The sequence below is a fragment of the Methanosarcina sp. genome (assembly GCF_049706645.1).
Lineage (GTDB): Archaea > Halobacteriota > Methanosarcinia > Methanosarcinales > Methanosarcinaceae > Methanosarcina.
Map to the genome: position 1 here is coordinate 1 of NZ_JBNAKP010000011.1, position 24,521 is coordinate 24,521.

Annotated in this window: 17 protein-coding genes; 10 read left to right on the plus strand and 7 right to left on the minus strand. The window is 44.1% G+C overall.

Features of this window, described 5'->3' with window-relative positions; all coding sequences use genetic code 11:
* Nucleotides 1–145: 145 nt before the first annotated feature.
* Nucleotides 146–595 carry a hypothetical protein gene (locus ACPK8D_RS04480; protein WP_424716652.1) on the plus strand — a complete coding sequence of 150 codons (450 nt, stop codon included), beginning with the start codon at nucleotides 146–148 and terminating at the stop codon, nucleotides 593–595.
* Nucleotides 596–679: 84 nt separating this feature from the next.
* On the opposite strand, the gene ACPK8D_RS04485 is transcribed toward ACPK8D_RS04480, so the two are convergent.
* Both ACPK8D_RS04485 and ACPK8D_RS04490 read right to left on the minus strand, forming a co-directional pair.
* Nucleotides 680–1,327 (minus strand): histidinol phosphate phosphatase domain-containing protein, encoded by a 648-nt coding sequence (locus ACPK8D_RS04485; protein WP_424716750.1) that lies wholly within the window; start codon nucleotides 1,325–1,327, stop codon nucleotides 680–682.
* Nucleotides 1,328–1,503: 176 nt separating this feature from the next.
* Nucleotides 1,504–2,295 (minus strand): 23S rRNA (uridine(2552)-2'-O)-methyltransferase, encoded by a 792-nt coding sequence (locus ACPK8D_RS04490; RefSeq protein WP_424716653.1) that lies wholly within the window; start codon nucleotides 2,293–2,295, stop codon nucleotides 1,504–1,506.
* Nucleotides 2,296–2,967: 672 nt separating this feature from the next.
* On the opposite strand from ACPK8D_RS04490, the gene ACPK8D_RS04495 reads away from it, so the two are divergent.
* Entirely contained in the window at nucleotides 2,968–3,186 is a 219-nt protein-coding gene (locus ACPK8D_RS04495; protein WP_424716654.1) for a hypothetical protein, read from the plus strand.
* Nucleotides 3,183–5,885: a M64 family metallopeptidase gene (locus tag ACPK8D_RS04500; RefSeq protein WP_424716655.1), complete on the plus strand. Its 2,703-nt coding sequence runs from the start codon at nucleotides 3,183–3,185 to the stop codon at nucleotides 5,883–5,885. Before ACPK8D_RS04495 ends, ACPK8D_RS04500 begins: the two co-directional genes overlap by 4 nt.
* A gap of 451 nt (nucleotides 5,886–6,336) precedes the next feature.
* Here ACPK8D_RS04500 and ACPK8D_RS04505 read toward each other — a convergent pair whose 3' ends face one another.
* From ACPK8D_RS04505 to ACPK8D_RS04525, 5 genes are all read right to left on the minus strand, one after another.
* Entirely contained in the window at nucleotides 6,337–7,011 is a 675-nt protein-coding gene (locus ACPK8D_RS04505) for a YoaK family protein (RefSeq protein ID WP_424716656.1), read from the minus strand.
* A 732-nt stretch (nucleotides 7,012–7,743) separates the two neighbouring features.
* Nucleotides 7,744–10,896 (minus strand): type I restriction endonuclease subunit R, encoded by a 3,153-nt coding sequence (locus ACPK8D_RS04510; protein WP_424716657.1) that lies wholly within the window; start codon nucleotides 10,894–10,896, stop codon nucleotides 7,744–7,746.
* On the minus strand, nucleotides 10,893–12,176 hold the full coding sequence (locus ACPK8D_RS04515; RefSeq protein ID WP_424716658.1) for a restriction endonuclease subunit S: 1,284 nt from the start codon (nucleotides 12,174–12,176) through the stop codon (nucleotides 10,893–10,895). The genes ACPK8D_RS04510 and ACPK8D_RS04515 overlap by 4 nt, the downstream gene beginning before the upstream one ends.
* Nucleotides 12,173–13,714, minus strand: a complete 1,542-nt coding sequence (locus tag ACPK8D_RS04520; RefSeq protein WP_424716659.1) for a type I restriction-modification system subunit M — start codon at nucleotides 13,712–13,714, stop codon at nucleotides 12,173–12,175. The genes ACPK8D_RS04515 and ACPK8D_RS04520 overlap by 4 nt, the downstream gene beginning before the upstream one ends.
* A gap of 417 nt (nucleotides 13,715–14,131) precedes the next feature.
* Nucleotides 14,132–15,172, minus strand: a complete 1,041-nt coding sequence (locus ACPK8D_RS04525) for a Vms1/Ankzf1 family peptidyl-tRNA hydrolase (RefSeq protein ID WP_424716660.1) — start codon at nucleotides 15,170–15,172, stop codon at nucleotides 14,132–14,134.
* A 578-nt stretch (nucleotides 15,173–15,750) separates the two neighbouring features.
* Between ACPK8D_RS04525 and coaBC the strand changes: the two genes are divergently transcribed.
* The 7 genes from coaBC to ACPK8D_RS04560 all read left to right on the plus strand — a co-directional run bounded on the left by coaBC (nucleotide 15,751) and on the right by ACPK8D_RS04560 (nucleotide 24,237).
* Nucleotides 15,751–17,118: a bifunctional phosphopantothenoylcysteine decarboxylase/phosphopantothenate--cysteine ligase CoaBC gene (gene coaBC, locus ACPK8D_RS04530; RefSeq protein WP_424716661.1), complete on the plus strand. Its 1,368-nt coding sequence runs from the start codon at nucleotides 15,751–15,753 to the stop codon at nucleotides 17,116–17,118.
* 148 nt (nucleotides 17,119–17,266) lie between these two features.
* On the plus strand, nucleotides 17,267–18,169 hold the full coding sequence (locus ACPK8D_RS04535) for a pantoate kinase (protein ID WP_424716662.1): 903 nt from the start codon (nucleotides 17,267–17,269) through the stop codon (nucleotides 18,167–18,169).
* A 251-nt stretch (nucleotides 18,170–18,420) separates the two neighbouring features.
* Nucleotides 18,421–19,182 carry a 4-phosphopantoate--beta-alanine ligase gene (locus ACPK8D_RS04540; protein ID WP_424716663.1) on the plus strand — a complete coding sequence of 254 codons (762 nt, stop codon included), beginning with the start codon at nucleotides 18,421–18,423 and terminating at the stop codon, nucleotides 19,180–19,182.
* Nucleotides 19,183–19,184: 2 nt separating this feature from the next.
* Nucleotides 19,185–19,838 (plus strand): HD domain-containing protein, encoded by a 654-nt coding sequence (locus ACPK8D_RS04545; RefSeq protein ID WP_424716664.1) that lies wholly within the window; start codon nucleotides 19,185–19,187, stop codon nucleotides 19,836–19,838.
* A gap of 168 nt (nucleotides 19,839–20,006) precedes the next feature.
* On the plus strand, nucleotides 20,007–21,257 hold the full coding sequence (locus tag ACPK8D_RS04550; RefSeq protein WP_424716665.1) for a hypothetical protein: 1,251 nt from the start codon (nucleotides 20,007–20,009) through the stop codon (nucleotides 21,255–21,257).
* 244 nt (nucleotides 21,258–21,501) lie between these two features.
* Nucleotides 21,502–22,800, plus strand: coding sequence for an amidohydrolase family protein (locus tag ACPK8D_RS04555; protein WP_424716666.1), 1,299 nt, complete (start codon nucleotides 21,502–21,504; stop codon nucleotides 22,798–22,800).
* Nucleotides 22,801–23,001: 201 nt separating this feature from the next.
* Complete coding sequence (locus ACPK8D_RS04560) at nucleotides 23,002–24,237, plus strand: adenosylhomocysteinase (RefSeq protein WP_424716667.1); 1,236 nt, start codon at nucleotides 23,002–23,004, stop codon at nucleotides 24,235–24,237.
* The last annotated feature ends 284 nt before the right edge of the window (nucleotides 24,238–24,521 follow it).

Consider the following 24,521-nt stretch of genomic DNA (forward strand, 5'->3'; position numbering starts at 1 on the left):
ACACAGAGCAAGAATCTCTTCACGTTTCATAAAAGAAAAAAATAATTCATTTTATATCCAATTTTTCCTCGGAACGAGGAAAAATTGTGGAGCCCTAACAAGGCTACCTGAATAGTTACGAACATTTTTTCATATGAGGTGGAAAATGGGTTCTGGGGATTCGAGTATTCGGTGGGGCTGGCTGAAATTTATGTACTTTTATACTGTTGTTTCAGCCGGTTTGCTTGGATTGGGAGTGGTTATTGCTCCTGACTTTGTGATATCCATGATGGGCTGGCCTTCGCAAGACCCTATTGTTTTTGGAGTTTTTGGTAGTCTCTATATCGCTTTTGGTCTTGTATCCATACTGGGCTTGAGAGCTCCCCTGAAATTTGTTCCAGTCTTGCTTTTGCAGCTGACTTATAAGATAGTCTGGTTTTTAGGAGTCGCTTCGCCTCTTGTAATGAAAGGGCAGTTTCCGACTCACGGGTATCTCTTTGCTGCAATATTCGTTACCTATCTCATCGGGGATCTGATAGCCATACCTTTCAGCTACGTATTCGGAAAAAGTTCGGCAACTGCGTACCTGGAAAGAATGCGGCCAGTTGATGAATAATCGAAAAACGTCGGGGGCGGGTAATTGCATTAACCATGCAGTTAAATCCTGCCCTCAGATATTTTGCTTTTAAAAATATTGTAGTTAAACAATCTCTGCAATCTTTCTTGCAGACGCCTTTAATACTTCTCTTGCCCCTGCCTCGGTAAGCCCGGCTCCCATTGCGATTTTCAGGGCGGTTTCATCGGTGATAAGGTTTTCAGGGGCATGCGTGTCGGTATTCACCAGAAGCGTTGCACCGATTTCGAGGGCAAGCCGCGCAACATGGCCGTTGGTCCTGTTGTGGCCATTCCTGGCTGTAATTTCAAGGCAGACATTATTCTCTTTAGCGGTCTCGACATCTTTCTCTGAAATAAGTCCAGGGTGCGCCAGGATGTCCACATATTCGCAGGCAACCGATGCTGCATTTGTTCCGGGGGCAACCGGCTCGTAGATAGTTTCGCCGTGCACGACCACAATCTCTGCGCCCAGCTCTTTTGCTTTCTTTGCAAGAGGGGCGATTTTTCCCGGAGGCACATGCGTCAGTTCAACGCCGGTAAAAACACGGATATCCCATTCCTCTTCCAGGTATTTTGCCTTCTTTGCAGCTTCTATGAGCTGTTCGAGATTGGTGTAATCGGCATGGTCGGTAAGTGCAATAGCCTTATAGCCGTGAATAACCGCCCGCCGGACAAGTTCACTGGGGATCAGTTCCCCGTCACTGAAAATCGTGTGAGTGTGAAGATCAATCAACCGGATCACCGTGTTTGAAAATGGCTTTTAGAATCGGGTTAAACTCTTTTTAATACTATAAGATTTTTTAATTAATACAATATATCTGATCGCCCATTATAGATTTAATTGCCCAAATATATAGATTTATTGCTGAATATTATAGTTCATATTATTAACTGAACTTTCAGACAAAATTACTCAGATTTCTCGGTTTTCTCAAGCCTTTCTGCGACCTCGGCAAAAGCGAAGTTCGGCTTGACGTCCGTTATTTTAATCCGGACTTTTTCTCCGACCTCAACTTCTTTTACGAAGACAACGAACCCTTCAATGAGCACGGCTCCATCCCCGCTTGAGCCCAGCTTCTCGATATCCACAACGAATTCGTTTCCTTTCCGGAGCGGAGCTGTAAGGAACTTCTTTCCGATAACATAGATTTCCGCGCTCTGGGACCGCGAAGCTTGCGGAGAATAAGCCCCCGTCTTGACAAAGTTTTCCCTGACCTGCTGCATGTAGTCGTTAAACATGTCTCCCTGGAAGACCTTCACAACGAAATTCCCTTTGGGCTTGAGAATTTTTTTCGCACATTCCAGAGCCGAGGTAGCAAGCTCAATTGACCTTGCATGGTCATAAGACCAGTTTCCCGAGAGGTTCGGAGCTGCATCACAGAGCACCACGTCAGCTCCTTTTGTCCCTACGATCTGAATAATCTTTTTAATTGTGGATTCGGCGTTTATATCGCCCTGAATGGTCTCGACTCCCTCGATTGGGTCAATTCTCTGCAAATCCACGCCAAGAACCTTTCCCCCGGACAGTTTTTTTGCAACCTGGAGCCATCCGCCCGGGGCTGCCCCCAGATCGACAACCGAGTCTCCCCGGTTGATAATTTTATGTTTTTCATTAATCTGTTTAAGCTTGAAGGAAGCCCTGGACCGGTACCCTTCCTCTTTTGCCTGACGATAATAATAATCTCTTCTGTCTCTTGCCATTGCTTACCTTCCCTGCACTGAAAGCTGATATATGTTACGGAAAATCCTTTGTGCTAGCTTCAGTGGATAATAACTTCAGTTCAATAAGATAAATAAGATAAATAAGATAAATCTAACAGGACTAACAACATATAATTATTTATTAAATATATAATTTCGGATATTTTAACGATAAATTCCGTTTTTTTCGCGACTTTTTTGTTTTCTTGCAAGTATTTTTAAGTTACTCGCCAGATACCGTAAATGCTACTTCCCTGTTACTCCGGTATTACTTATTCGTTACTTTAGATTATATTTTGAATCAAAGTTCTAATTTCACTTTCTTTAACTGTTTTATAGGAATTATTACAATTAATAAGTATTTTATTTTAGACATGTAAACGGTAAAATTACAGGAAAATTCATTGCATTACTTTGGGGGACAATATGGAAAATACTATTCGGCCAGAAGCCCTGAATGCTAGCCAATCTCGCAAATCACTCAGGCTAACGTTTCGAGTCACGGACGGCAAGGTTAGACTGATGTCATATGAAAGACTCGATATGATATGCCCGCCTTCGGTAGGTGAACGCCCGGAAACGGAAAAATACGGCGGCTTCTGGATGGAACTTCGCGATGCAAACGATCACGTACTTTTTCACCGGCCACTCCACTACCCGCTCGGCAACTCCGTGGAAGTGCATTCACCCAGCGGCAAGATTCACCGCGAATTCGGAGACGTTAAAGAGAGTATCTTCGAAGTGCTTCTTCCGGACAATGCCAGGGCCAGATTCATAACGCTAATGGGAGAGTATCTTGACCCGGCAAAGGCTCGAGAGAAGCGTACTGGAGGATCGACCGAGCTAGCTCGATTCGATGTACCAGAGGGAGAGAAAGGAGGCGAACAATGAGTGCGAGTGATGGATATATTGTGGGTACAACTAAAATCACCGATCACGGTCCCGACAGCGCTCGATGGAATCTGGTTATTATTGGCGACGGGTACCGTGAGGGCGACCTCACAAAATATCATACGGATGTGCAGAACTTCGTGGCGGAGTTTCGTACAACGCCTCCCTTTGATGAACTCTTCTGCGGCATTAATATCCACCGCGTTGACGTGGTATCAACAGACAGCGGAGCTGATGATCCCGGCTGTGCAGGCGGGACTGTGATAACAGTCAATACTTATTTCGACGCGACTTTCTGCACCAATTTTGCTGGAACACCCCTTGATCGGTTGCTAAGTGTGAATACGCCTCTGGCTTTGTCCGTCGCCTCGGCGCAGGTACCGCTCAGGCATCAGGTGCTCTGCATTGTCAATTCCAGTAAGTATGGTGGTTCGGGAGGGGTGATTGCAACATGCTCCACACACGCTGCAGCAGCAAAGATTGCCATACATGAAATAGGGCATAGCGCATTTGGTTTAGCGGACGAATATGGCGGCGATGGCACGGGCACTCCGGCAGGAGAACCATCAGAACCGAACGTTACACGAGATACGAACCGTGCTACAAACAAATGGCGCGCTTTAATAGCAGCAACGACACCTATGCCTTCAGAATGCGACTCGAGCTGTACCGCATCTACCTGCATGCCACCTTTAACCCCGCCGCCCGCCGGAGCTGTAGGTACGTATGAGGGAGCAATCTACTCGAATTGCAATACCTATCGTCCCCTGCCGAGCTGTTACATGCGGGACTACGGGCCTTTTTGTCCAGTATGTGCGGGCGTGATCCGGCAGACACTTCAGCCGTTCCTTCCTGCAGAATCGATCAATCTGGTCACTCCGAGTATCTCATTCACAAACGTTCCAGCGGGAATGGGGGGCATAGGAGTAACCACTCACCGCGCGATAGTTTGGGAAGTGGTGACTTGCCGCCGTCTGACATTTCAAATAACCGCCGGACCCACAGGTGGCTTCGGCACACCGCTTGGCACATCGGTGGTCGTTACGGCTGATCCTATACTCCCTACAACCTATGCACGGATCTGGCTGTCTTATACCTCGACAAATCCTGGTGATTCTGCAAATGGGAGCGTCACTGTTCGCTGCCTTGAAACCGGACAGACCTGGACCGTAAATATCGTAGCCAATACTATTCCCCGTCCTCGATCAGCCATTGCACTCGTACTTGACCGTTCAGGCAGCATGAGCGAGGACGCAGGCGATGGTATTTCCAAGGTGCAGAAATTACGTGAGGCGGCCAACGTATTTATCAGTATTATGCTTCCTGGCGACGGGATCGGGCTGGTCCGTTTCAACGAAGCAGCGCAGCGATTAATGGAAATACAGGATGTAGGTGCGACCTCGGGAGGGGCTGGACGCACAACTGCAATCGGACACATCTCAGGGAGCGACATCGACCCCACAGGCTTGACATCCATAGGCGATGGTGTGGTTAAAGGAAAACAGATGCTTGACGACGCGCAAGCAGCGGCAACTCCGCCATACGACATAGCCGCTATGGTGGTGCTCACCGATGGGATGTGGAACCGCCCACCGTCTCTCGCCAACGTTTCCGGAAGCATCACAGCAAATACGTATGCTGTCGGCCTTGGACTTCCATCGAATATTAGTGTTCCCGCCCTGACCACACTCTGCCAGGGGCACAATGGATATCTCCTGATCACCGGCCAGCTCTCAGCAGATCAGTCTATGCGGCTCAGTAAATATTTTTTGCAAATTCTTGCAGGCGTTACGAATGCACAAATTGCTGCCGATCCGCGAGGGGTTCTCGACAAAAGCTCAGAACATCGTATCCCGTTCCGGATCTGCGAGGCAGACTACGGAATGGATTTGATCGTGTTGAGTCCGCTTCCGCAAGTCATTGATTTTGAACTTGAAGCGCCAGACGGTTCGCGTATTACGCCGGTATCAGGACCCGGAGGAGCAAATTCGCAGTTCATATTGAGTCAGTATGCGTCCTGCTACAGGTGCGCTTTACCCGTGCTTCCGGCAAATCCAGGTGGAAGCCATACCGGGCTGTGGCACGCAGTGCTGAAACTTGGTAGCCCATCACCGGATATAACCACGTACGAGCGGAATCAGGAGCATTACACGGCAGACTATAATCCCAGGCGATGGGTCTTACCCTATGAATTTGTGGCACATGCTTATTCAAGCCTGACGTTCTCGGTTTACGTGACACAAACCAGTTTCGATGTGAATGCTGTTATTCACCTGACGGCATCGCTCCGCGAGTATGATGCGCCGCTGCCTGCGCGTGCAAAAGTGTGGGCCGAAATTCAGCGGCCGGACGGAGCTACTGATCTCGTTACTTTTGGATCAGGCTCGGAAAACCAGTTTATCGCAACCTATAATCTCCTGCTTCCCGGAGTATTCAATATCCGCGTGCGTGCGCTTGGGGAAACTATGCGCGGTACTCCTTTTGAGCGTGAAAGGACACTTACTGCCGTGGCTGTGCCTGGCGGGGATATCTGGAACCCGAAAGACCCTGAGACCAGCGAGCTCTGTGAGGTGCTGCACTGTCTGCTGGAGAGAGGTACGATCAGCAAGGAATTCGTAAAAAGGCTTGGAGAACTGGGGATTGATCTTCCGAAACTATTAAAGTGTCTTGGGGAACAGTGCCGCTCGACAAGAGATTAAACAGAAGCTTACCAGGTTCAGGAGCAGTACGAACCTGTAGTTTTACAACTTGAAGGGTTCTATTCGAACGTTTAATCGAAAAGATCGAAAGCGAGCAGAAGAGAAGCTTAGTTTATTGGTCCAGTCTGACAAGTTTGTCATTTATCTGCTCCTTCCAGACTAATATCCAGCTTTAATGAAAATCATGACCTGTCGTGGCTGAGATTATATCTAACGGCTTAATTTATAGTTTATAAAGGCTTAAGCTACAGCTTATTATTGCTTAAGCCCTCTTTTTTGTCTGATGATAATAGTAATCTCTGCTGTCTCTTGGCATTGCTTACCTTCCCTGTACTGAAAGCTGATATAGATTGCGCAAAAAATGTTTTTATCACGAACTCGTGGATGTATTGTCAATGATCTCCAGATCTGTTGTCAATATTCACTAATCTACTGTTACCAATATTGAATCTTATATTTCAACATGAGCACTCTTATGCTTGCATTCGTCTGTGCTGAATAAAATTACAGAGCATATTAGTATGATCACAGCTATCCATACTGCTTTAACTCCAATAAACGAAGTAAGCAATCCTCCCAGAATAGCTCCTGCTAAAAACGAGAGGTTAATCATAGAAAATCTGACTGCTTGAAAAGCCGATTTATAGTCTTTTCTTGTGACAGCAATATAGGCTTCCTGGGTAGATGATCGTAGATTTCCTGTGATCGCAATTGTGTTATACGGAGAACCGACAAGTTTGCGAAATACAGAGAACTGGATAGCTGCTACAAATGAGATTGCAACAGTTACCATCATATTAGGACTCGTGTAAGGTATAAAACCTATAATAAAAAGAACTGCAATTTCAAGAATTAAAACCGCTCTTTCGGTATCCGGTATTAACAGGCGCATTGATGGTTTTTTAATTATCTCGGCAACTACTACTCCGACGATAAATGCCAGAACAGGTACTGCGTAAAGTACTGCATTTTCCCATTCTCCTGCTGCGGCTTCTATACCCATGAGCACGACATTTCCAGTCTGCGCATTGGCGAAAACCCCGCCTCGTCCTACGAATGTATAAGCATCCAGAAATCCTCCTACAATTGCAAGAAGTATTCCAAGTTCTACAGATTCGGAGGTCAATTTTTTAAAGTTTATTTTATTTTCATTTTTCATCATTTGCATTTTTATCATTCAGAATTCTAGGAATTATATTAATTGTAACAAGCCTTTCTACTTTGCACCTAACTTATTGGGGTTGCACCTAAAGTAAGGAATCAATAAAAGTCTCTAGCAAATCATAGTAACAAGAATTTAAATTATGAGCCTATCCCAAAACTTCCTTTAATCTGATTATTGCTGCTAAGATTACAACTCCCAAATTTAATTTTTTATTCCACAAAAAGGAGGATTGACAGGCCGACAATTGGGGTATTGGTGTTATTTATTATAACAGTTTAGGGGGGTTTAAAGGAGGAAATTTTTTCGTGTAGTAAGTAGATCGGTCGACCTGCCAGATTTACATAAAAACAATAGTATAAAAAACTATTGATAATTATTATTCAGTAACTTTCTTACTGATTGTCCGTGATTGGTTATCCTCTGGTCATTCTTTTAGGTAGAAACTGATCTCTTCTCCACTTAATTTACAATTTTTTGGCACAAAAATTATGTTTTTCTCAAAATTTCATATTCTCATTGGAAAAAGTTAGAGTTTTCTAAGGGGATTTTGCATTGCATGAAACAAAACGCCAAGTCGGTTAAACCGTTTAGTCTTAACTCTCATCTTCTGGAAAGGGTGAATAAGTGGGAGGCATTGGTTTCAGGTCAAAAGTAATCTCCACCGGATACGCCAGTGAATGTCCAGGTGCATAGTCAGGCATAGATACCCTGACCGGCACCATAGTATGAATCATAAATGTGACCAAACACGATTTCACACTTCTGTTGATACACTTCAGCACTGTATTTTTCAGGAAGATGGTCAAGTATATCTTCCACTGTCGTCTTGACCTCAGCTCTTGCCTGCTGCTTCTTTTTCCAATCCAGTACAAGTTTTTCATGCGTAAGAGTTGTCAATAACTCCTTAACAACCTCTTTCACCTGCTGTTCTTCCTTCTTCGTCAAGTGCATATCAGGTTTTGTGAGCAAGTCAAAGATTGACAGTTCTTCCTCAGTCAGGTTCTCTGCAATATGTCGCTGCTCTTCCTCACTGAGTTTCTTAACCAGTTCGATTAACTCATTGAACAGGTCTTCAACATTCCTTGAACCTGCATTGTATTCTGCTATCATTTTCTGATAGGTTTCAAGGTAGTCTATTCTTGTTTTGTTCAACAGAATCATCAGTTTCAGTTTACTTTCAAGGATTGCTTTCAGTTTTTCAAGCTCCGTCCTCTTACGACCCTGATTGAACTTCTTTCTTAATACTTCAAAATCGATTTCATTGAGGTTGATAAGCTTTGAAGATGGTTGGTCTTTTATCAGGTATCCTTCTGATGCAATAGACTCATCCAATAGTTTTTCCACCTTTTCCATTACACGCGAGATGTCAGCAGGTGTTTCCAGTGACCTTATTTCTTCTGCAATCTTGTCAAATAACCGGATTTTTGGTGAGAGTTCATCTGCTGCGGGGTCAGGTAATATGGCTTTGAATAATTTGTGTATAATTAATGCCATAGACAGGTATTCTTTTTTTGTCTCCTCATCTACCAGGATAGCTTCAACAGCATCACTACGCAGTTTTACACGTTCAAATCCTGATGATGACAGAATCTTCTCAATATCAATTCCAAGGGACTTGCAAAACGAGATAGTTTCATTAATTGTTTCTTCGAGTTTCTCGACAAGTTCTTCCTTATCGATTACAGGATAATCACCCGGTTTGACTCCACCACCTGAATCGGAACCATAGATTGCCAGCGCCTTCTGTAGTGACTTGAACATTCCCACATAGTCTACAATCAAACCACTTGTTTTATCGCTGTATACACGATTTGCACGGGCTATGGTCTGCATCAGAGTGTGGTTCTTCATAGGTTTATCGAGGTAGATGGTTGAACAGGTAGGAACATCAAAGCCTGTAATCCACATAGCACAGACAAACACAATACGGAAGTTGTCTTTTGAATCCTTGAACTTTGTTTCAAGGTCTTCCCTGACCATTCTTTCACGATGGGGTCTAATATCTACCCCTTTCTTTTTGAGGTCTTCAACTTCATTCTGTGATTGTGATACTACAACTGCCATGTCTGTATCCTGCATGAATATGATTTTATCACCAGGGATATCTTTATCAGAGTTAGTAACAGTTGCATATTTGACTTTGAGGTCTTCGAGATATTCGTTCCAGTACTTCCTGACCTTATCATACATTTTAACGGCAGTAGCTTTGTCTATTGCAATGAACATGGCTTTACCAAGATATCCCCGTTCCATGAAGTGCGATACCATGTCCTTTGCAACCGTTTCAAGTCTTTCATCACGGGTAATAAGGTGATATTGCCTTGAAATCTCACGCTCAAACTTCTTTTCCTGATTCTCATCAAGTTCAGCTTCTTCGATGATGCGATGCATGTCATCATCGAATGCGTCATTTGTTAGTTGCAGTTCAGGTATCCTGTTTTCATAGTAAAGAGGAACCGTTGCACCGTCATCGACCGACTGCTTGAAGTTGTAGACACTTACATAGTCACCGAATTCTTTTTTGGTTTTTTCTTCACCAACAATCAGAGGTGTACCTGTAAATGCGATGAATGCAGCATTTGGTAGAGCTTTCCTCATGTTTGCAGCAAGTGTCTCATACTGGCTTCGATGTGCTTCATCTGCGATAATAATTATGTCAGAACGCTCTGATAAGAGTGGAAATGAACCTTTCTCAGGCGTCTTGAATTTTTGTATTAATGTGAATATGTAACGATGGTCCTCACGAAGCAGTAGTCGCAGGTGTTCCCCATCAACAGCTTGTGTGTGCTCTTCAGTGACAACACCGGTTTTTGCAAAATTTGCATATATCTGGTTATCAAGTTCTTCACGGTCTGTTACAACGAGGAAAGTATGACTTCCGTGGAACTTGCGGAGTGCTTTTTGTGCAAAGAAAACCATCGAATAACTCTTACCACTACCTTGCGTATGCCAGAATACACCAAGGCGTCCTTTGTTGCTTTCAACGTTTCTCAATGATTCAATGGCATTGTTAACTCCAATATATTGGTGATTCTTTGCGATGAACTTGACCATTCCACTACTTTCTTCACTGAATAGTATGAAATTCTCAAGAATATCAAGCAATCTGGAAGGTTCACATGTCCCACGAATAATGGTATCAAGAGATATGATTCCTTCTTCACCCTCACTGTTTATCTTCTTCCATTCACTGAAGTGTTCCCAGGGGGTTGTGAGGGTACCTATCTTGCTTTGTTTGCCATTGGACAATATGATAAAACCAGTGTACCAGAATATCTGTGGAATAGTGTTTTTGTAATCACGCAGATTGTCATTGTATGCGTTTTCCAATCTTTTATGTGATGCTTTCAGTTCAATGAATACAAGCGGTATACCATTGATGAAACCTATCAGATCTGCTCTGCGTTTGTACATTTCACCGGATATCCAGAGCTGTGATGCAAGGAAGAAATCATTCTTATGACAATTATTCCAGTCAATGACTTGAACCGTATCAATGACTTCTTCATTGTCACTATTGCTGAACTTCACCTTGATACCATCTTTAAGCAACCTGTATACGTCTCTATTGGCGTTTGCAGGTGTCATCCGACTTCTATCACGTAATATTTCATCTATGGCTTGTTCAATGGCATCTGAAGAAATATCAGGATTCAATGTACGAAGTGCTTCCCTTAGTCTGAGAACAAGTATCACATCTGCTGATGTTTCACGTCCAAGAGTTCCATCAAGACCAAACTTTTCATCATAACAGTTAACCACTTCATCCCAATCGAGAACTCTGAATAAGTCCATTGTATCGTTTTCGAGTGCCTCTTCAGAATCAGGGTCGGGATATATGGTCATGCTGTGATACCCCCTACATCGATATCGAGTTCAGACACATCGATTTCACCGGAGATGAGTCGTGGTAAGAGAAGGTCACGAGTCTTGCGGAGGTTTTGATTTTTGAAAAACAAGATAGAAATTTGATTGAAAATTGGCTTTATATCTGAATTGAACTCTTCAACCATATTTTTAGGAGGTATTATAATTTCAGTTTCATTTATGATTTCTTTATTTATATGTTGCTGTGCTCCTCCTCCAGCCTTCAAAATAATTTCATTTATAATTTCGTTTATTTTCAAGAAAATGTATTCAGAATAAGTTTTCTTTTCATCATAAATTCCAACAACTGACTGATTGGCACAGACTTCAATTTCTGTCAAGCTTATTTGACCAAGAGTCGCTCCTGTTATCGCAACGACAGTGGTTCTAACAGGCATAATTTTTGTAGCTGATTTTTTCAATCCAAGTTCTGTAATGCCCTCACTTTCATTAATTATACGCAATTCATTGACTTTGCCCGAATTTATCCATGGAATATTCCCATTCCAATAATCTTCTCTCTTTCGAGAGGGAGTACCACCTAAAACTACTGTAAAAATATCTCCGATTTTCCTAGTTTTCCATCCCTCAGGAATCTCCCCTAAATCCGAAGGAACCATTTTTGCGTTTTCATGCCCCGGAAACCTGAATTTCACGAACCATTCATTGTAGATGGTCTGTGACATCTCTTCGAGTATCTTGATGCGTCTTGTGTTGTTCTCGATGAGGTCATCGTAGGCTGAGAGGATGGCAGCGATTTTGTGTTGAATTTCTATTCTCGGAAGACAAATTGAAATACGTGAAATAATATCTTGATTCAAGGAAGCCATTGTTGCTCCATGAGAACATTGTGCCATCATCCATTTTTTATGGTTGTCAGTTAAGAAATAGTAAGATAAAAAAAGAGGGCCTAGAGATTCGCTTTTAATTCTAATTCTTAAACAGTCTGAACCTTGGAACCACTCTTGTTGGTCAAATCCTATCAGAGCATGACGGTCAACAGCTCCTTTTCGACCAAACACAATATCATTATGTTTCAAAAGGTGGCTTGAAAGTCGCTGAACAGTTTCTTCATTTATATATTCAAGCTTTTCATTTTTTATGCGGCCATATCCAATGTTACGTACATTAATCACAGGTGTACCTTGCTCGACATAATCACTTGCATGTAATTGTGTTCCGAAAGGGCCAGTTTTTATCTCTATTTCCCCCAAATCTATGAAATCTTTCAAAACTCGCTTCACGAACGTTTTGTTCATAGAATCCCCTTTTCAAGTAACTGCTTCACATTTTCGCTGATAACTTCTTCTAGCTCTCTTGCCTCGAGATTCAGCCCTTCAAGCTCCTCATTCAGCTCTTCCAACCTTTCCTTGAAGTCGAAATCTTCATCCTCTTCACCTTCAGCAACACCGACATATCTTCCTGGATTCAGACTCCATCCTTGACCTTCAATCTCATCAAGAGTTGCAACCTTACACAAACCAAGAACATCATTGTAAGTTCCATCGGGAAACTTCTCATTCAACTGTATATTGCTATCATTCACGGTTTCAATATCTTCTCCACGATACAATCTGACAATGTTAGCTATGAACTCTACTTGTTCAGGTGTGAATTCACGATGAGCACGGTCTATTTGTGTGAATATGTGGCGTGCATCAATGAACAGTATCTTGTCTTTGCGTGGTGTGTCCTTCTTTCCTTTATCCAGGAACCACAGGGTGCATGGCAATGTCACCGTATAGAAGAAATTCGAGCCAATGGAAATCATGACATCTACTGCATTGTCTTCAATGAGCTGCTTGCGTATCTCCATCTCCGAACCACGGGCATCACTTGCGGAGTTCGCCATAACAAACCCTGATCGACCGTGTTCATTCAATGAACTGTAGAACAACTGAATCCAGATGTAATTACCATTGTCCGGTTTTGGCATACCGTATGGGAAACGGGCTTTGTCATCCCTGAGTCTTTCCTTATCAATTTTATCTACGTTGAAAGGTGGATTTGCCATCACAAAATCGAACTTGCCGACACTCTCATGGATGTCTTCATAGTATGAATTACCTTCACGAATATCACCTGCTAGACCATGAACTGCAAGGTTCATCTTAGCTAATCTCACGGTCTCACCAGTTTTTTCCTGACCATAAACACTGAGTTCAGCATTTGGATTTTTCTTGTGATTTGTAACGAATTTTCCACTCTGTACGAACATACCACCTGACCCGCAGGCTGGGTCATAGATACGACCATGATAAGGTTCAATAATTTCTACAATGAGTTTTACGATGGATGTCGGTGTGAAGAACTCACCACCCTTTTGTCCTTCACTCTTGGCAAACTCGCCAAGGAAGTACTCATATATTTTACCAAAGGTATCCCCTTCGATATCCATTGGTATTGAGTTGAACGTTCGTAGTAGATTCAGAAGAGTGCTTTTTTCAAGTAATGTATATGATTTGGGAAGAACACCTTTAAGATCAGTGTTTTCACGCTCAATCGCTGACATGGCATCATTGAGTGCTTTACCAATATCACGGTCTTCAGGAAGCTTCAGCAGGGTTGAAAACCGGGATTCTTCAGGAAGGTACATCACACCTTTTGCTTGATAACGTTCCTTTCCTATCTTTTTTCTACCTGTACCTTCTCCTTCAAGCTCTTTTTGTAGAACAGAAAATTTGTAGTCAGCATACTTCAAAAATATAAGACCAAGTACAGGAACAGAGTATTCAGATGATTTCAGTTTTGAGTTAGCTCGTAACTCATCTGCTGCACTCCATAATCGTTTTTCCATGTCACCGTTATTATTTGCGATATTAATCCCTCAAAGTATTATAAAATATTTTATTAGTTATCATATAAGTATAAAAGTACTTTGAAATTGGTGTATAATTAAGTCAACAGATTTGAATCTTACTTTCTGGAAATTAGAATTTTGAAAGAAAATATAGAAGAACTCTAGATATCTGATCCACTACAGGAGAGAATCTAAAACCCTTCCCATGCTCGGGGAAAAACCAAACAATTTCTTTCTGATCTTCTAGTCCTTTTAATAAGAGGATTCTATAAAATCATAAAAAGAATAAAAAACTTTGTTCGTAAAGTCTCAACAATGAAACTTCTTCTCTGGCGTTTTTTTCGGAACTTTGCAGCATATCTTTTTTTGGCTCTTGCAGCAAACATACCTTCAATATTTTACAGCAGATATCTTTTACAGCAGATATCTTCTTGAGCTTAAAACCGCTCTGAGGATCTCTTCACCACCTGCTTTTTCGACCCTGATGTCAGACGGCTTTTCAATTACCTCAAGGTTGAGGGGCAGACGTTTTCGAATCTCCCCTATGAGCTGAAAATCCCCGCTCAGAATAACGCTGTCAATAAACCTGTTTTCTTCGAGAACCCTATCCAGGGCCTCAACAACTTTGTCCATATGGTGCGCGATATCCTCTTCCCTGAGGCGTTCGAAACGGCGCTGGCTAAAGCCTCCTTTGCTATGCTTTTCCTTAACGCTGCTGCGGATAAGTTCCTCAGTATCGAAAACCCGCGCATCGGGAGCAAAACCTATGAAGGATTCGCCTGCGTGCAGGATAAGGACGAGCATGCGGTAATCCTTACTCAGACTCTCTTCGAGCAAAGCAACCTCAAAATTGTGCCCGAGCTGCCAGGCCTGGGAAGCGATAGGAACGGGAGGAGCCAGAGCTTCGCAGACCATGCGGTGAAGATCATAAAAAAGTATAAGGCCGGTTTCAGAATCAAGCCTGTCAAGAAGCGTACGGGTTTCCTCTTCTACGCGCTCAAGAAGCTTTTCACTCAGTACATCTGAGAGGCGGGTATCCGGGGGCAGATAAACGGTCAGCAGGTCGCCTGCAGGGGCGTGAAAGGATTTGAGCTTGGAAAGGTAAGCCTGAACCGCTTGCGGGCTCAGGGTTTCAATCCCGCGAAACTTCAGTTTGCCTTCGGATTCAGTCCTGACTGTCTCGAGCTCGTGGGAGAGAGTCTGGGTTCGAATACGTTCCTGGTTTAAAAGGGCTTCAGCTTCCTGCCTGTCCGCAACCGCCTGCCTTGCAAGCGCCTCTTTCTTTTCAAGCTGGCTTTTTGCACCCCGCAGATCGAGTTCCAGTCTAACGACCTGTGAATTGAGCCGGTCGATCTCAAGTTCGAGCTGCTCTTTTCCTGAAATCTTTCCTATGAATGTACCCAGGCCCTTTTTCGTAACTTCGGAGGCTTCTTTCTTTGTTTTTTTGTCGTTCATAGCTTCTCTCCCGACCATGATCGGCTTCAGTAAGTCAATAAATGTTGTGGCTGATACTGTAACTTTTAACTATTTAGACTGGTATGTAATTTTTAATAACTTAAGCCGCAGTTTTATACTGGCTTAAGTCAAGATTATTACGATATGCGCTCTACAGCTTATTACGACCCGGATTTAGCTTATTACAGCTTATGTTATAGCCTGTTAGAGCTTAAATTTCATCTTACTACGGCAAGTTCTCTAGTTTATTACAGTTTATGTTAAAGTTCGCTATGGATTACGTATAACTCATACTGGCTTAAATGCAGTTTATCTGTCATATACATGAGGTTAAAAACGGTTTGCTCGTACTCGATGAGCTAACTTAAATGCAGTTTATTTGTCATATACATCCGGACTTATTAATAAAATAAAATGTCTCTATAAAGCTTCTCTATCAGTTTTAATCCTCGCATTTCGAAAGTTTTAAGAATATCGTATTGAATGTCACTTTGCTTTCAGGAACATTTTCTGAAAAGCAAGTCGATTTAAGAAGTCGTTGTCAGCTTATTAATCTTATAGATCACTCCGGTGCCTGAATGAAAACCCCATTGAAAGACTTTCAAAGCCAGACGGGTCAGAAAGATCCGAGCCAGGAAAATCCCGGTCAAAAGGAACCGGATCGAGTAGATGAAGCGGATAAGCAGGATGGGCAAAAGGCCGCCAGGTCCAGAGCCGAAAAAATCCATCCGACACTCTGGATCCAGGGACAGAAGAGCTCTTCCCTTGCCGGGAAAACCATAGTCCTTGGCGTTACGGGAAGCATTGGAGCGGTAAGGACCGTCGAACTTGCAAGGGAGCTGATAAGAAACGGGGCTGAGGTTCACACTGTTATGACAGAGGCTGCCACGCACATCCTGCACCCTGATGCCCTGCACTATGCTACCGGAAACCCTGCAATTACCGAACTTGGAGGCAGGGTTGAACATGTAGAGTTTTGCGGGCTTAAGGGCAGGGCCGATCTTCTCCTTATAGCCCCTGCAACAGCAAACACTGTAGGAAAAATCGCATACGGAATAGATGATACCCCTGTAACCTCGTTTGCAACAACTGCCCTTGGTTCGGGCGTGCCTGTAATGGTTGTCCCTGCGATGCACGAATCAATGTTCAGACACCCGGCTGTAGCTGAAAACCTGGTAAAATTAAAAAGCTGGGGAATCTCGGTCGTGGGCCCCAGACTGGAAGAAGGCATTGCAAAAATTGCAGCAAATGAAGAAATTGTGCTCGAGGTCGAAAGGGCTCTCGGAAGCAAAACCCTTGAAAACCGGAAGGTAATTATCACGAGCGGCTCCACTGCCGAAGGTCTGGACCCAATCCGAATCCTGACTAACCGGGCTTCAGGCAAAACCGGCAGGGAACTTGCCCTTGAAGCTTACCGCAATGGAGCTGATATAACCCTGGTACATCGGGACAGGCTCGGGTTTGCAGGTGTCAGGGAGATTTTTGCAGAGAGCGCTGCCGATATGACCGATGCCGTGCTCTCGGAACTTGAGAAAGGGTATGATGTGCTTATAAGTTCGGCAGCAATTGCAGACTATACGGCCGAGCCCTCTCCCGAAAAGATCAAATCGGGAGGAGAACTTTTGTTGAAATTGAAACCTACCCGCAAACTGATAAAAGAATGCCGTGAAAGATATCCTGACCTTGTGATTATAGGCTTCAAAGCTGAAACCGGAGTTGAAAAACAGGAACTTTTAAGAAGGGCAACCTCAACCCTTAAAGCCTCAAAACTGGACCTTATTGCAGCAAACGATGTCGCAAAAGGCGGGATGGGCACCGAGGAAAATGAACTGTACCTGCTCGGGCGGGAAAAAAGCGAACCCAGGCACGTAAGCGGGAATAAACGCAAACTTGCAGCCTTTATTCTTGAAGAGGCAGCCGAGTTGTTAAATAAGAAATTCTGCTGAAGTGAAGAATTCTCCTGCAAGGTATTCCAGAATATCCCACAAAAACCCGAAACTACTCTGTAGTTATTTTGCAAAAGATGATGCAAATATTCTGCAAAACAGGAACGAACTTCGAAAAAATGATTGAAATTGTAAAAAGGCGTTTTCTATGTATACATATGAGAGTGAAGGAGCAGACTTTCTGGCAAAAGCCTATGCTCCGGGACACATCACAGGTTTTTTCCAGATCCACGAGCATGAAAACCCTCATCGCAAGGGTTCTACAGGCTGCGGAATCGTCCTGAATGGAGGAGTTACCACCGAAGTAAAGGTCGGGAGGTCTGTAGAAGAAACCGAAATCTTCCTTAATGGAAAAAGGGTTGAAGGCAGAACTACCCGAACAGTCGCAGGGATGATGACTGACGTGCCTGTAAGGATTAAGAGTTGGGCAGAAATCCCAATCGGATGCGGATTCGGAGCTTCAGGTGCAGGAGCTCTCGGGACAGCCTATGCTCTGAACAGGGCACTTTCCCTGAACCAGACCGTAAAAAGCCTGACCGAATATGCCCATGTGGCCGAAGTTGTCAATCGCAGCGGGCTTGGGGATATTGCTGCCCAGTCCAGCGGTGGGGTAGTAATCAGGCTGCAGCCGGGTGGGCCCGAATTCGGGCTTGTGGACAGGATTCCGGTTCCCGAAGCCAGAGTTTTCTGTATTGTACTTGGCGAGATCTCTACCGATTCGGTCCTGAGGGACGAAGCCGCAACCGTAAGAATTAACAGTGCAGGAAAAGCGGCCATGTCCGAACTGCTTAAAAAGCCCACTCTTGAGAATTTCATGCAGCAGGCAAAAACGTTTGCCAGCAAAACCGGCCTTATGAGCAGCAGGGCAAAGGACGTGATCGAAGCTGCAAATGCAAGTGGTGGGCTTGCTTCCCAGGCAATGCTTGGGGATACGGTTTTTGCAATTGCCCCTTACTCCAATGAGTTCCCTCTCTACGAAGCCCTCCAGGAATTCGGGCAGGTGCTGGAATACGGCATAAGCACCTGCGTGCCGAAGTTAATGAATGAATAAACTAAGATCTCCCTACAGCTTAAATAGAATAGAAATCGAAAACTGGGATCAAATAGATGACATACAGTTCAGAGCATTTATTTGACTGCTTATTTGACTGTTTATTGAGTACTTTGAACTAATAAGGCAATTATATTGAAAGGCAATTATATTGAAAGGCAACTATATTGAACCGAAGAATTCATTTACGGATTTAAGTTGCAAATAAAAAAGGTACGAGAAAGTAAATTAAAAAAAGGTAAGCGACAGATATGACCGATATACCAAAAGACCACCCGAGGTATGAGTCCCTGATAGCCCGAGAAAAGGTTGCAGCCGGGGTAAAAATGGGAATTACAAGCATTCAGGGGCTGATTGCCCAGGGAAGAGGGGAAAGCTTTGATTACCTTATAGGTGAGCGAAGCACCAAATCTGCCCTGTATGCGGAAAGGGCGGCAGTTGCTGCCCTGCTTCTGGCAAAGAACCCTGTCATTTCCGTAAACGGCAATGTCGCAGCCCTCGCTCCTGATAAAGTTGTCGCCCTTGCAGACGTTACAGGGGCAAAGCTTGAGGTGAATCTTTTTCACAGGACTGAGACACGGGTCCACCTTATAATAGAACAGCTCAAAGCCAATGGGGCTTCCGAGGTGCTCGGGAAAAATCCGGATGCAAGCCTTGAACTCTCTCACGATAGGCGGCTGGTAGAAAGCCGGGGGATCTTTTCCGCAGACGTGGTGCTCGTCCCGCTGGAAGACGGGGACCGATGTGAAAAACTTGTAGAAATGGGAAAGACTGTTATAACCATTGACCTGAACCCCCTTTCACGGACTTCGAGAATGGCTACAATCTCGATAGTTGACAACCTTACCCGGGCACTTGAAAACATGATCAGGTTCGGAGTGGAACTGAAAAAGGAGAGGAAAGATGAACTTGTGAAATTAATCACAACCTATGATAATAAAAAAGCTCTCTCCGAAGCGATTTCTGAAATCCAGGAAAACCTTAAAGCCATGGCTGCAGAAATGGAATACTGAATATGGACCTGATTGAAAAAACAAGGGAATTTGTAGCTTCTTTTCTTGAGGGAGAGCCCAGTTCCCACGATATGTCCCATATAAACCGGGTAGAATCCCTCTGTCTGGAAATCCGGAAAGAAGAGGGAGGAGATCCTCTCGTACTGCAGCTTGCAGCTCTCCTCCACGACGTCGGCATAATTAAGGAACATGAAGAAGGCGGGGATCATGCCGTGTACAGTGCCGATATCGCCTCCGAATTCCTTTCGAAAGCAGGGCTTGCAAAAGAGCTTATTGAAGCTGTTACAGGCTGTATCCGGACGCACCGCTTCAGCGCAGGGGAAAGCCCTGAGACTCTAGAAGCCCGGATTTTACAGGACGCAGACCGGCTTGACGCCCTTGGAGCAGTAGGGATCTTCAGGGCTGTTTTTTCAATGGGAGCTCTCAGGATGCTAAAACATGCAACAGGAATTGATAAGGGGAGTTCAAAAAGGACCGTATATATCGAAGACCCTATTGAAGGCTTTAACGAATATATGCAGTATAAACCTTTCACAATCCCTGAAAAGCTGAATACCGATACCGCGAAAAAGCTTGCCGAAGAAAGGCTCAAAATTATGCGACTTTACCTTAAAACCCTGAACCTGGAGACCGGAATTGATGAATCGGGACTCTAGGTTAGGAGCGGACTTGAGTAAACTTAAGTAGATTTTGAAGATCTTCAGGAAATGTTTTAAAATGCCTGGAGCTAATTCGGAAAGGTTACATAAGTAATTCATATCAGAAAGGGTTGACACAATGTTAGTCACAAACCCTTTAAAGAAAACCATGCATATATTGTCAGGATGAGCTCCAGAGGCGCTGTAGATCGATTGATGAGAAGGTATATCCTTGAAACAAAGCAGGTAATCCATCCCTTCGAATCACCGGCCGCCAGATTGCCAGTATTAAACAGGACAATCTTCGAACATCAGGAAGACGTATTCACACAATTAAAAATTAAAGAAAAACCTTTTTTTATCTCATCGCTGGAAGAAATTAGTCCGTCTACTTCCCAAACGCTTGTTTACCGTGATGATATTTACTTCAATAAGGAAATAGTCCTGGAATTTTTAAACAGGGCTTCTACAATTGGAAAACCTGCACGATTAGCATTTTTAGATACTGACCCCTGTTTTAGTGTGCACATCTCCTCCCTGCAGCATAATATGGAACATGTGGGAAATTTATATATGGGAGACTTTTTCTTTTTTCCAGCTGGAGCGCAAGAGAAGGACTTCTTACCCATAGTCATAGATACAGAAAGTATCTCTCTTCCCTGTTTCTCCTTGCCTTCATTAGAATTAGAAGCGGGGCAAAAATTCTCGAGCAATCCGCCTGTTACGGTCCCCCCATTGTACTTACAGGTACCACGGCTATCTTATATCGCTATCAAACACTGGACACATCTGCTTTTTGCCAATTTTGGATGGGGCATCCATTGTCAAGCACGCCAGTCAAATGCCGGATTTGGAAAACAGTACGCGCCGCTTAGAAAAATACTACCATATCTACCGAAACGCCGTGGTACAATCCATATTGGAAGAAATTGCCAGATAGATCCTGCAGCAACTATAATAGGTCCAACTACTATTGGTGACGGAGTCATTATTGGACCAAACGTAACTATTGCAGCGGGACATATAGGCGACAATGCTGTTCTTGAGCCAGGTTGTACAGTCTGGTTTGGAGTGTTAGGAGCACGAAGCAGCCTTCTTGCTAACAGAAACCTTATTATGAGTTGTGTTATGAACGATTCAATTATCAATACCGATATTCGTTATTCCATAGTGGGAAATCATTCGTTTCTTGGCGGTGGGTCACATATTACAGACTGTATTTTGAGGAATGCTGATGAGGGTGATCCCAAGATTAATCCACAAATGGTGAAAGTTCTCGCCGGTAAGGAGATAGTTAATTCCGGATATTACATCCTGGGTCCGGCTATTGGTAACAGAGTTAAAATCGGATCCGGAGTAATCGTATATCCTGGTCGAGTGATAAAATCCGATAGCATAATTCTTCCTGGTCAGGGATGTAATATTATTGACAGGTAGCCGCAGTATTTACAAAAACCCCATACTAAGAAAGTCCTGCTTTCTCAAGAGTTTATGAATTCTTTTTTCACAGAATTTTAGTATAATTCTGGTATTCTCAGGACAACTTTTTTTAGGATAACCTCTTATTCCAGTTACCTCTTAATTCCAGTTACCCTGTAACTTCAGTGTTTCTCAACTGAGATAATTCCTGAATTCAAATCAATCTAACAACTTCAGTTTATTACCTGACGGATCTGATCATATGGCTGACATAATTATAAAAAATGCTTACGTTTTAACGATGAACCCTGAAGTGGGAGACCTCAAAAACGGCATCGTTGTCATTGAAGACGGAAAGATTACGGAGATCGGGGAAAAGACCGACGAAAGTGCCGACACCATAATTGACGCAAAACGTTCGGTAGTAATGCCAGGGCTTGTAAATACGCATACGCATGCCGCGATGACACTTTTTAGGGGCTATGCCGACGATTTGCAGCTTGCAGACTGGCTTGAGGGGCATATCTGGCCTGCCGAGGCAAAGCTAACTGCTGAAGATGTCTATAAAGGCAGCCTGCTTGCCTGTCTGGAAATGATCAGGTCGGGAACGACTTCTTTTGCAGACATGTACTTCTATATGGATGAAACCGCAAAAGCTGTTGAGGCATCCGGGCTTCGGGCCTCGCTTTGCCACGGGCTCATAGAGCTCTGGAATAAAGAAAAAGGAGAAGCCGACCTTAAGGAAGGGAAGCGCTTTGTCCGGGCCTGGCAGGGGGCAGCCGACGGCAGGATAAAAACGATGTATGGGCCCCATGCCCCGAATACCTGTTCCGATGAATTTCTTGCAAAAGTGAGGGAAGAAGCCAGCAGGGATGGAGCCGGAATTCATATCCATGTCCTTGAAACGGAAGCCGAACTCCTGGCCATGAAAAAAAGATATGGGAAATGTTCGGTACACCTTCTTGAAGATATAGGGTTTTTCGGGCCTGATGTGCTTGCTGCGCACTGTGTCTGGCTTTCGGACGGGGATATAGAAATTCTTGGGAAAAGGGGGGTGAACGTTTCCCACAATGTCATAAGTAATATGAAACTGGCTTCAGGGATTGCGCCAGTGCATAAAATGCTCGAAAAAGGAGTAAATGTCAGCCTTGGCACGGACGGCTGTGCTTCAAACAACAACCTGGACCTTTTTGAGGAAATGAAAACGGCTGCCCTTCTGCATAAAGTCAATATTTTCAGTCCGACTGCCCTTCCTGCACGGCAGGTACTTCAAATGGGCACTGTGAATGGAGCAAAAGCCCTTGGCACGGAGACCGGCATGTTGAAAGCCGGCAAGAAAGCAGACCTGATTGTGGTGGATATGAAAAAACCGCATCTTACTCCCTGCTTTGATGTTCCTTCCCACCTGGTGTACTCTGCAAGAGGAAGCGATGTAAGGACAACGATTGTAGACGGAAAAATTCTGATGGACGATTACAGGGTGCTGGCTTTTGACGAGCAGAAAGTGATGGAAGAGGCTCAAAAAGCCGCAGAGGAGCTTGTAGCAAGGGTAAACGCCTGAAAAATCCCCACTCTGGGAAATGATTTAAATTATGCGGGAAAAGATAGATACCCTGAATCCAGATCTGAAATCCAGATGCGGTACAGAATAATATTATTTTATCTTCAGTGAAAATAACAACCCAGGTAATTTCAAACAACTATTTGGGTAAATTCAAAGATTCGCCTATATGATTCGCCTATATTATACTACGGGATCACCATGACCGAAAAAGAACTCATAGAATCCGGAAACATGAAAATGGACTGGGCAAGAAACCATATGCCTGTGCTTGCTATCGTCAGGGAAAAATTCGAGGAAGAAAAACCCCTGAAAGGGCTGAAAGTAGGAATGGCCCTGCATGTGGAAGCAAAAACCGCAGTCCTTGTAGAGACCCTGGCTGCAGGTGGTGCAGAGGTATCAATTACCGGCTGCAACCCCCTGAGCACACAGGACGACGTGGCACTTGCTCTCGGTACCCGCAAGGATATAAGCTGTTTTGCAAGATACGGTGTCGGGAGCCAGGAATATTATGACGCAATCGACCGGGTCCTGGATTTCAAGCCCGATATCACCATAGATGACGGGGCAGACCTTATATTTAAATTACACAAAGAAAGAACCGACCTGCTTCCGAATATCCTGGGAGGCTGCGAGGAAACAACTACAGGCGTGCACAGGCTTCATGCAATGGAAAAGGAAGGCGCCCTGAAAATGCCGGTAATTGCAGTAAATGATGCCATGACCAAATACCTTTTTGACAACCGCTATGGGACAGGCCAGTCAGCCTGGGACGGGATTAACAGGACTACAAATCTCCTGGTTGCGGGCAAAAATGTTGTTGTTGCAGGCTATGGCTGGTGCGGGCGAGGAGTTGCGATGCGCGCTGAGGGCCTTGGGGCAAGCGTAATCGTTACCGAAGTCGACCCTATACGAGCTCTCGAAGCCAGGATGGACGGGTACAGGGTTATGAAAATGGCCGAGGCTGCCAAATTAGGGGAGATCTTTGTGACCACTACCGGGAACCGCGATATCCTCACAGCCGAGCATTTCGAGTCCATGCCTGACGGGGCAATCCTGGCAAACTCCGGCCACTTCAACGTGGAAATCGATATGGAAGCCCTTGCCTCCCTTGCCAAATCCGTCCGAACCGTAAGAAACAATATAAAAGAATACGATATTGGCAGCAGGCGCATTAATGTCATAGCCGAGGGCAGGCTGGTTAACCTTGCTGCCGGTGACGGACACCCTGCCGAGGTCATGGACATGAGCTTTGCAAACCAGGCCCTCTGTGTGCGCCATATTGCCGAAAACAAGCTTCCGAATGGCGTCCATAAAGTACCTCTTGAACTTGATACCTTTGTGGCAAAAATGAAACTCAAATCAATGGGCATAAGTATCGATGAACTCACAGAGACACAGGTATGCTACATGACCGGCTGGGAGTGCGGAACGTAAATTAGAAAAGAAGCTAAGAAACATATTCAGCAATTTTTGAACTTCCAGATGCTTTAAAAATGCAGTGAATATTATTGCTTTTCACATTCGGAAAAACGATAATATTTTACTGCACCTCTTTTTTGATAATTTTAAGTTCTTTTTAATTATTTTGACGCAAGGGGTATAGCTTTTTTTTCGTGAAATCAGGCTCAAATGGCCACTTTGATTTTTCCGAGACTACATTAATACTATCCTTCTGTCGTTCTTGTCCGCGCGCAGCGCGCCTGCCCGAAAATGCTTGA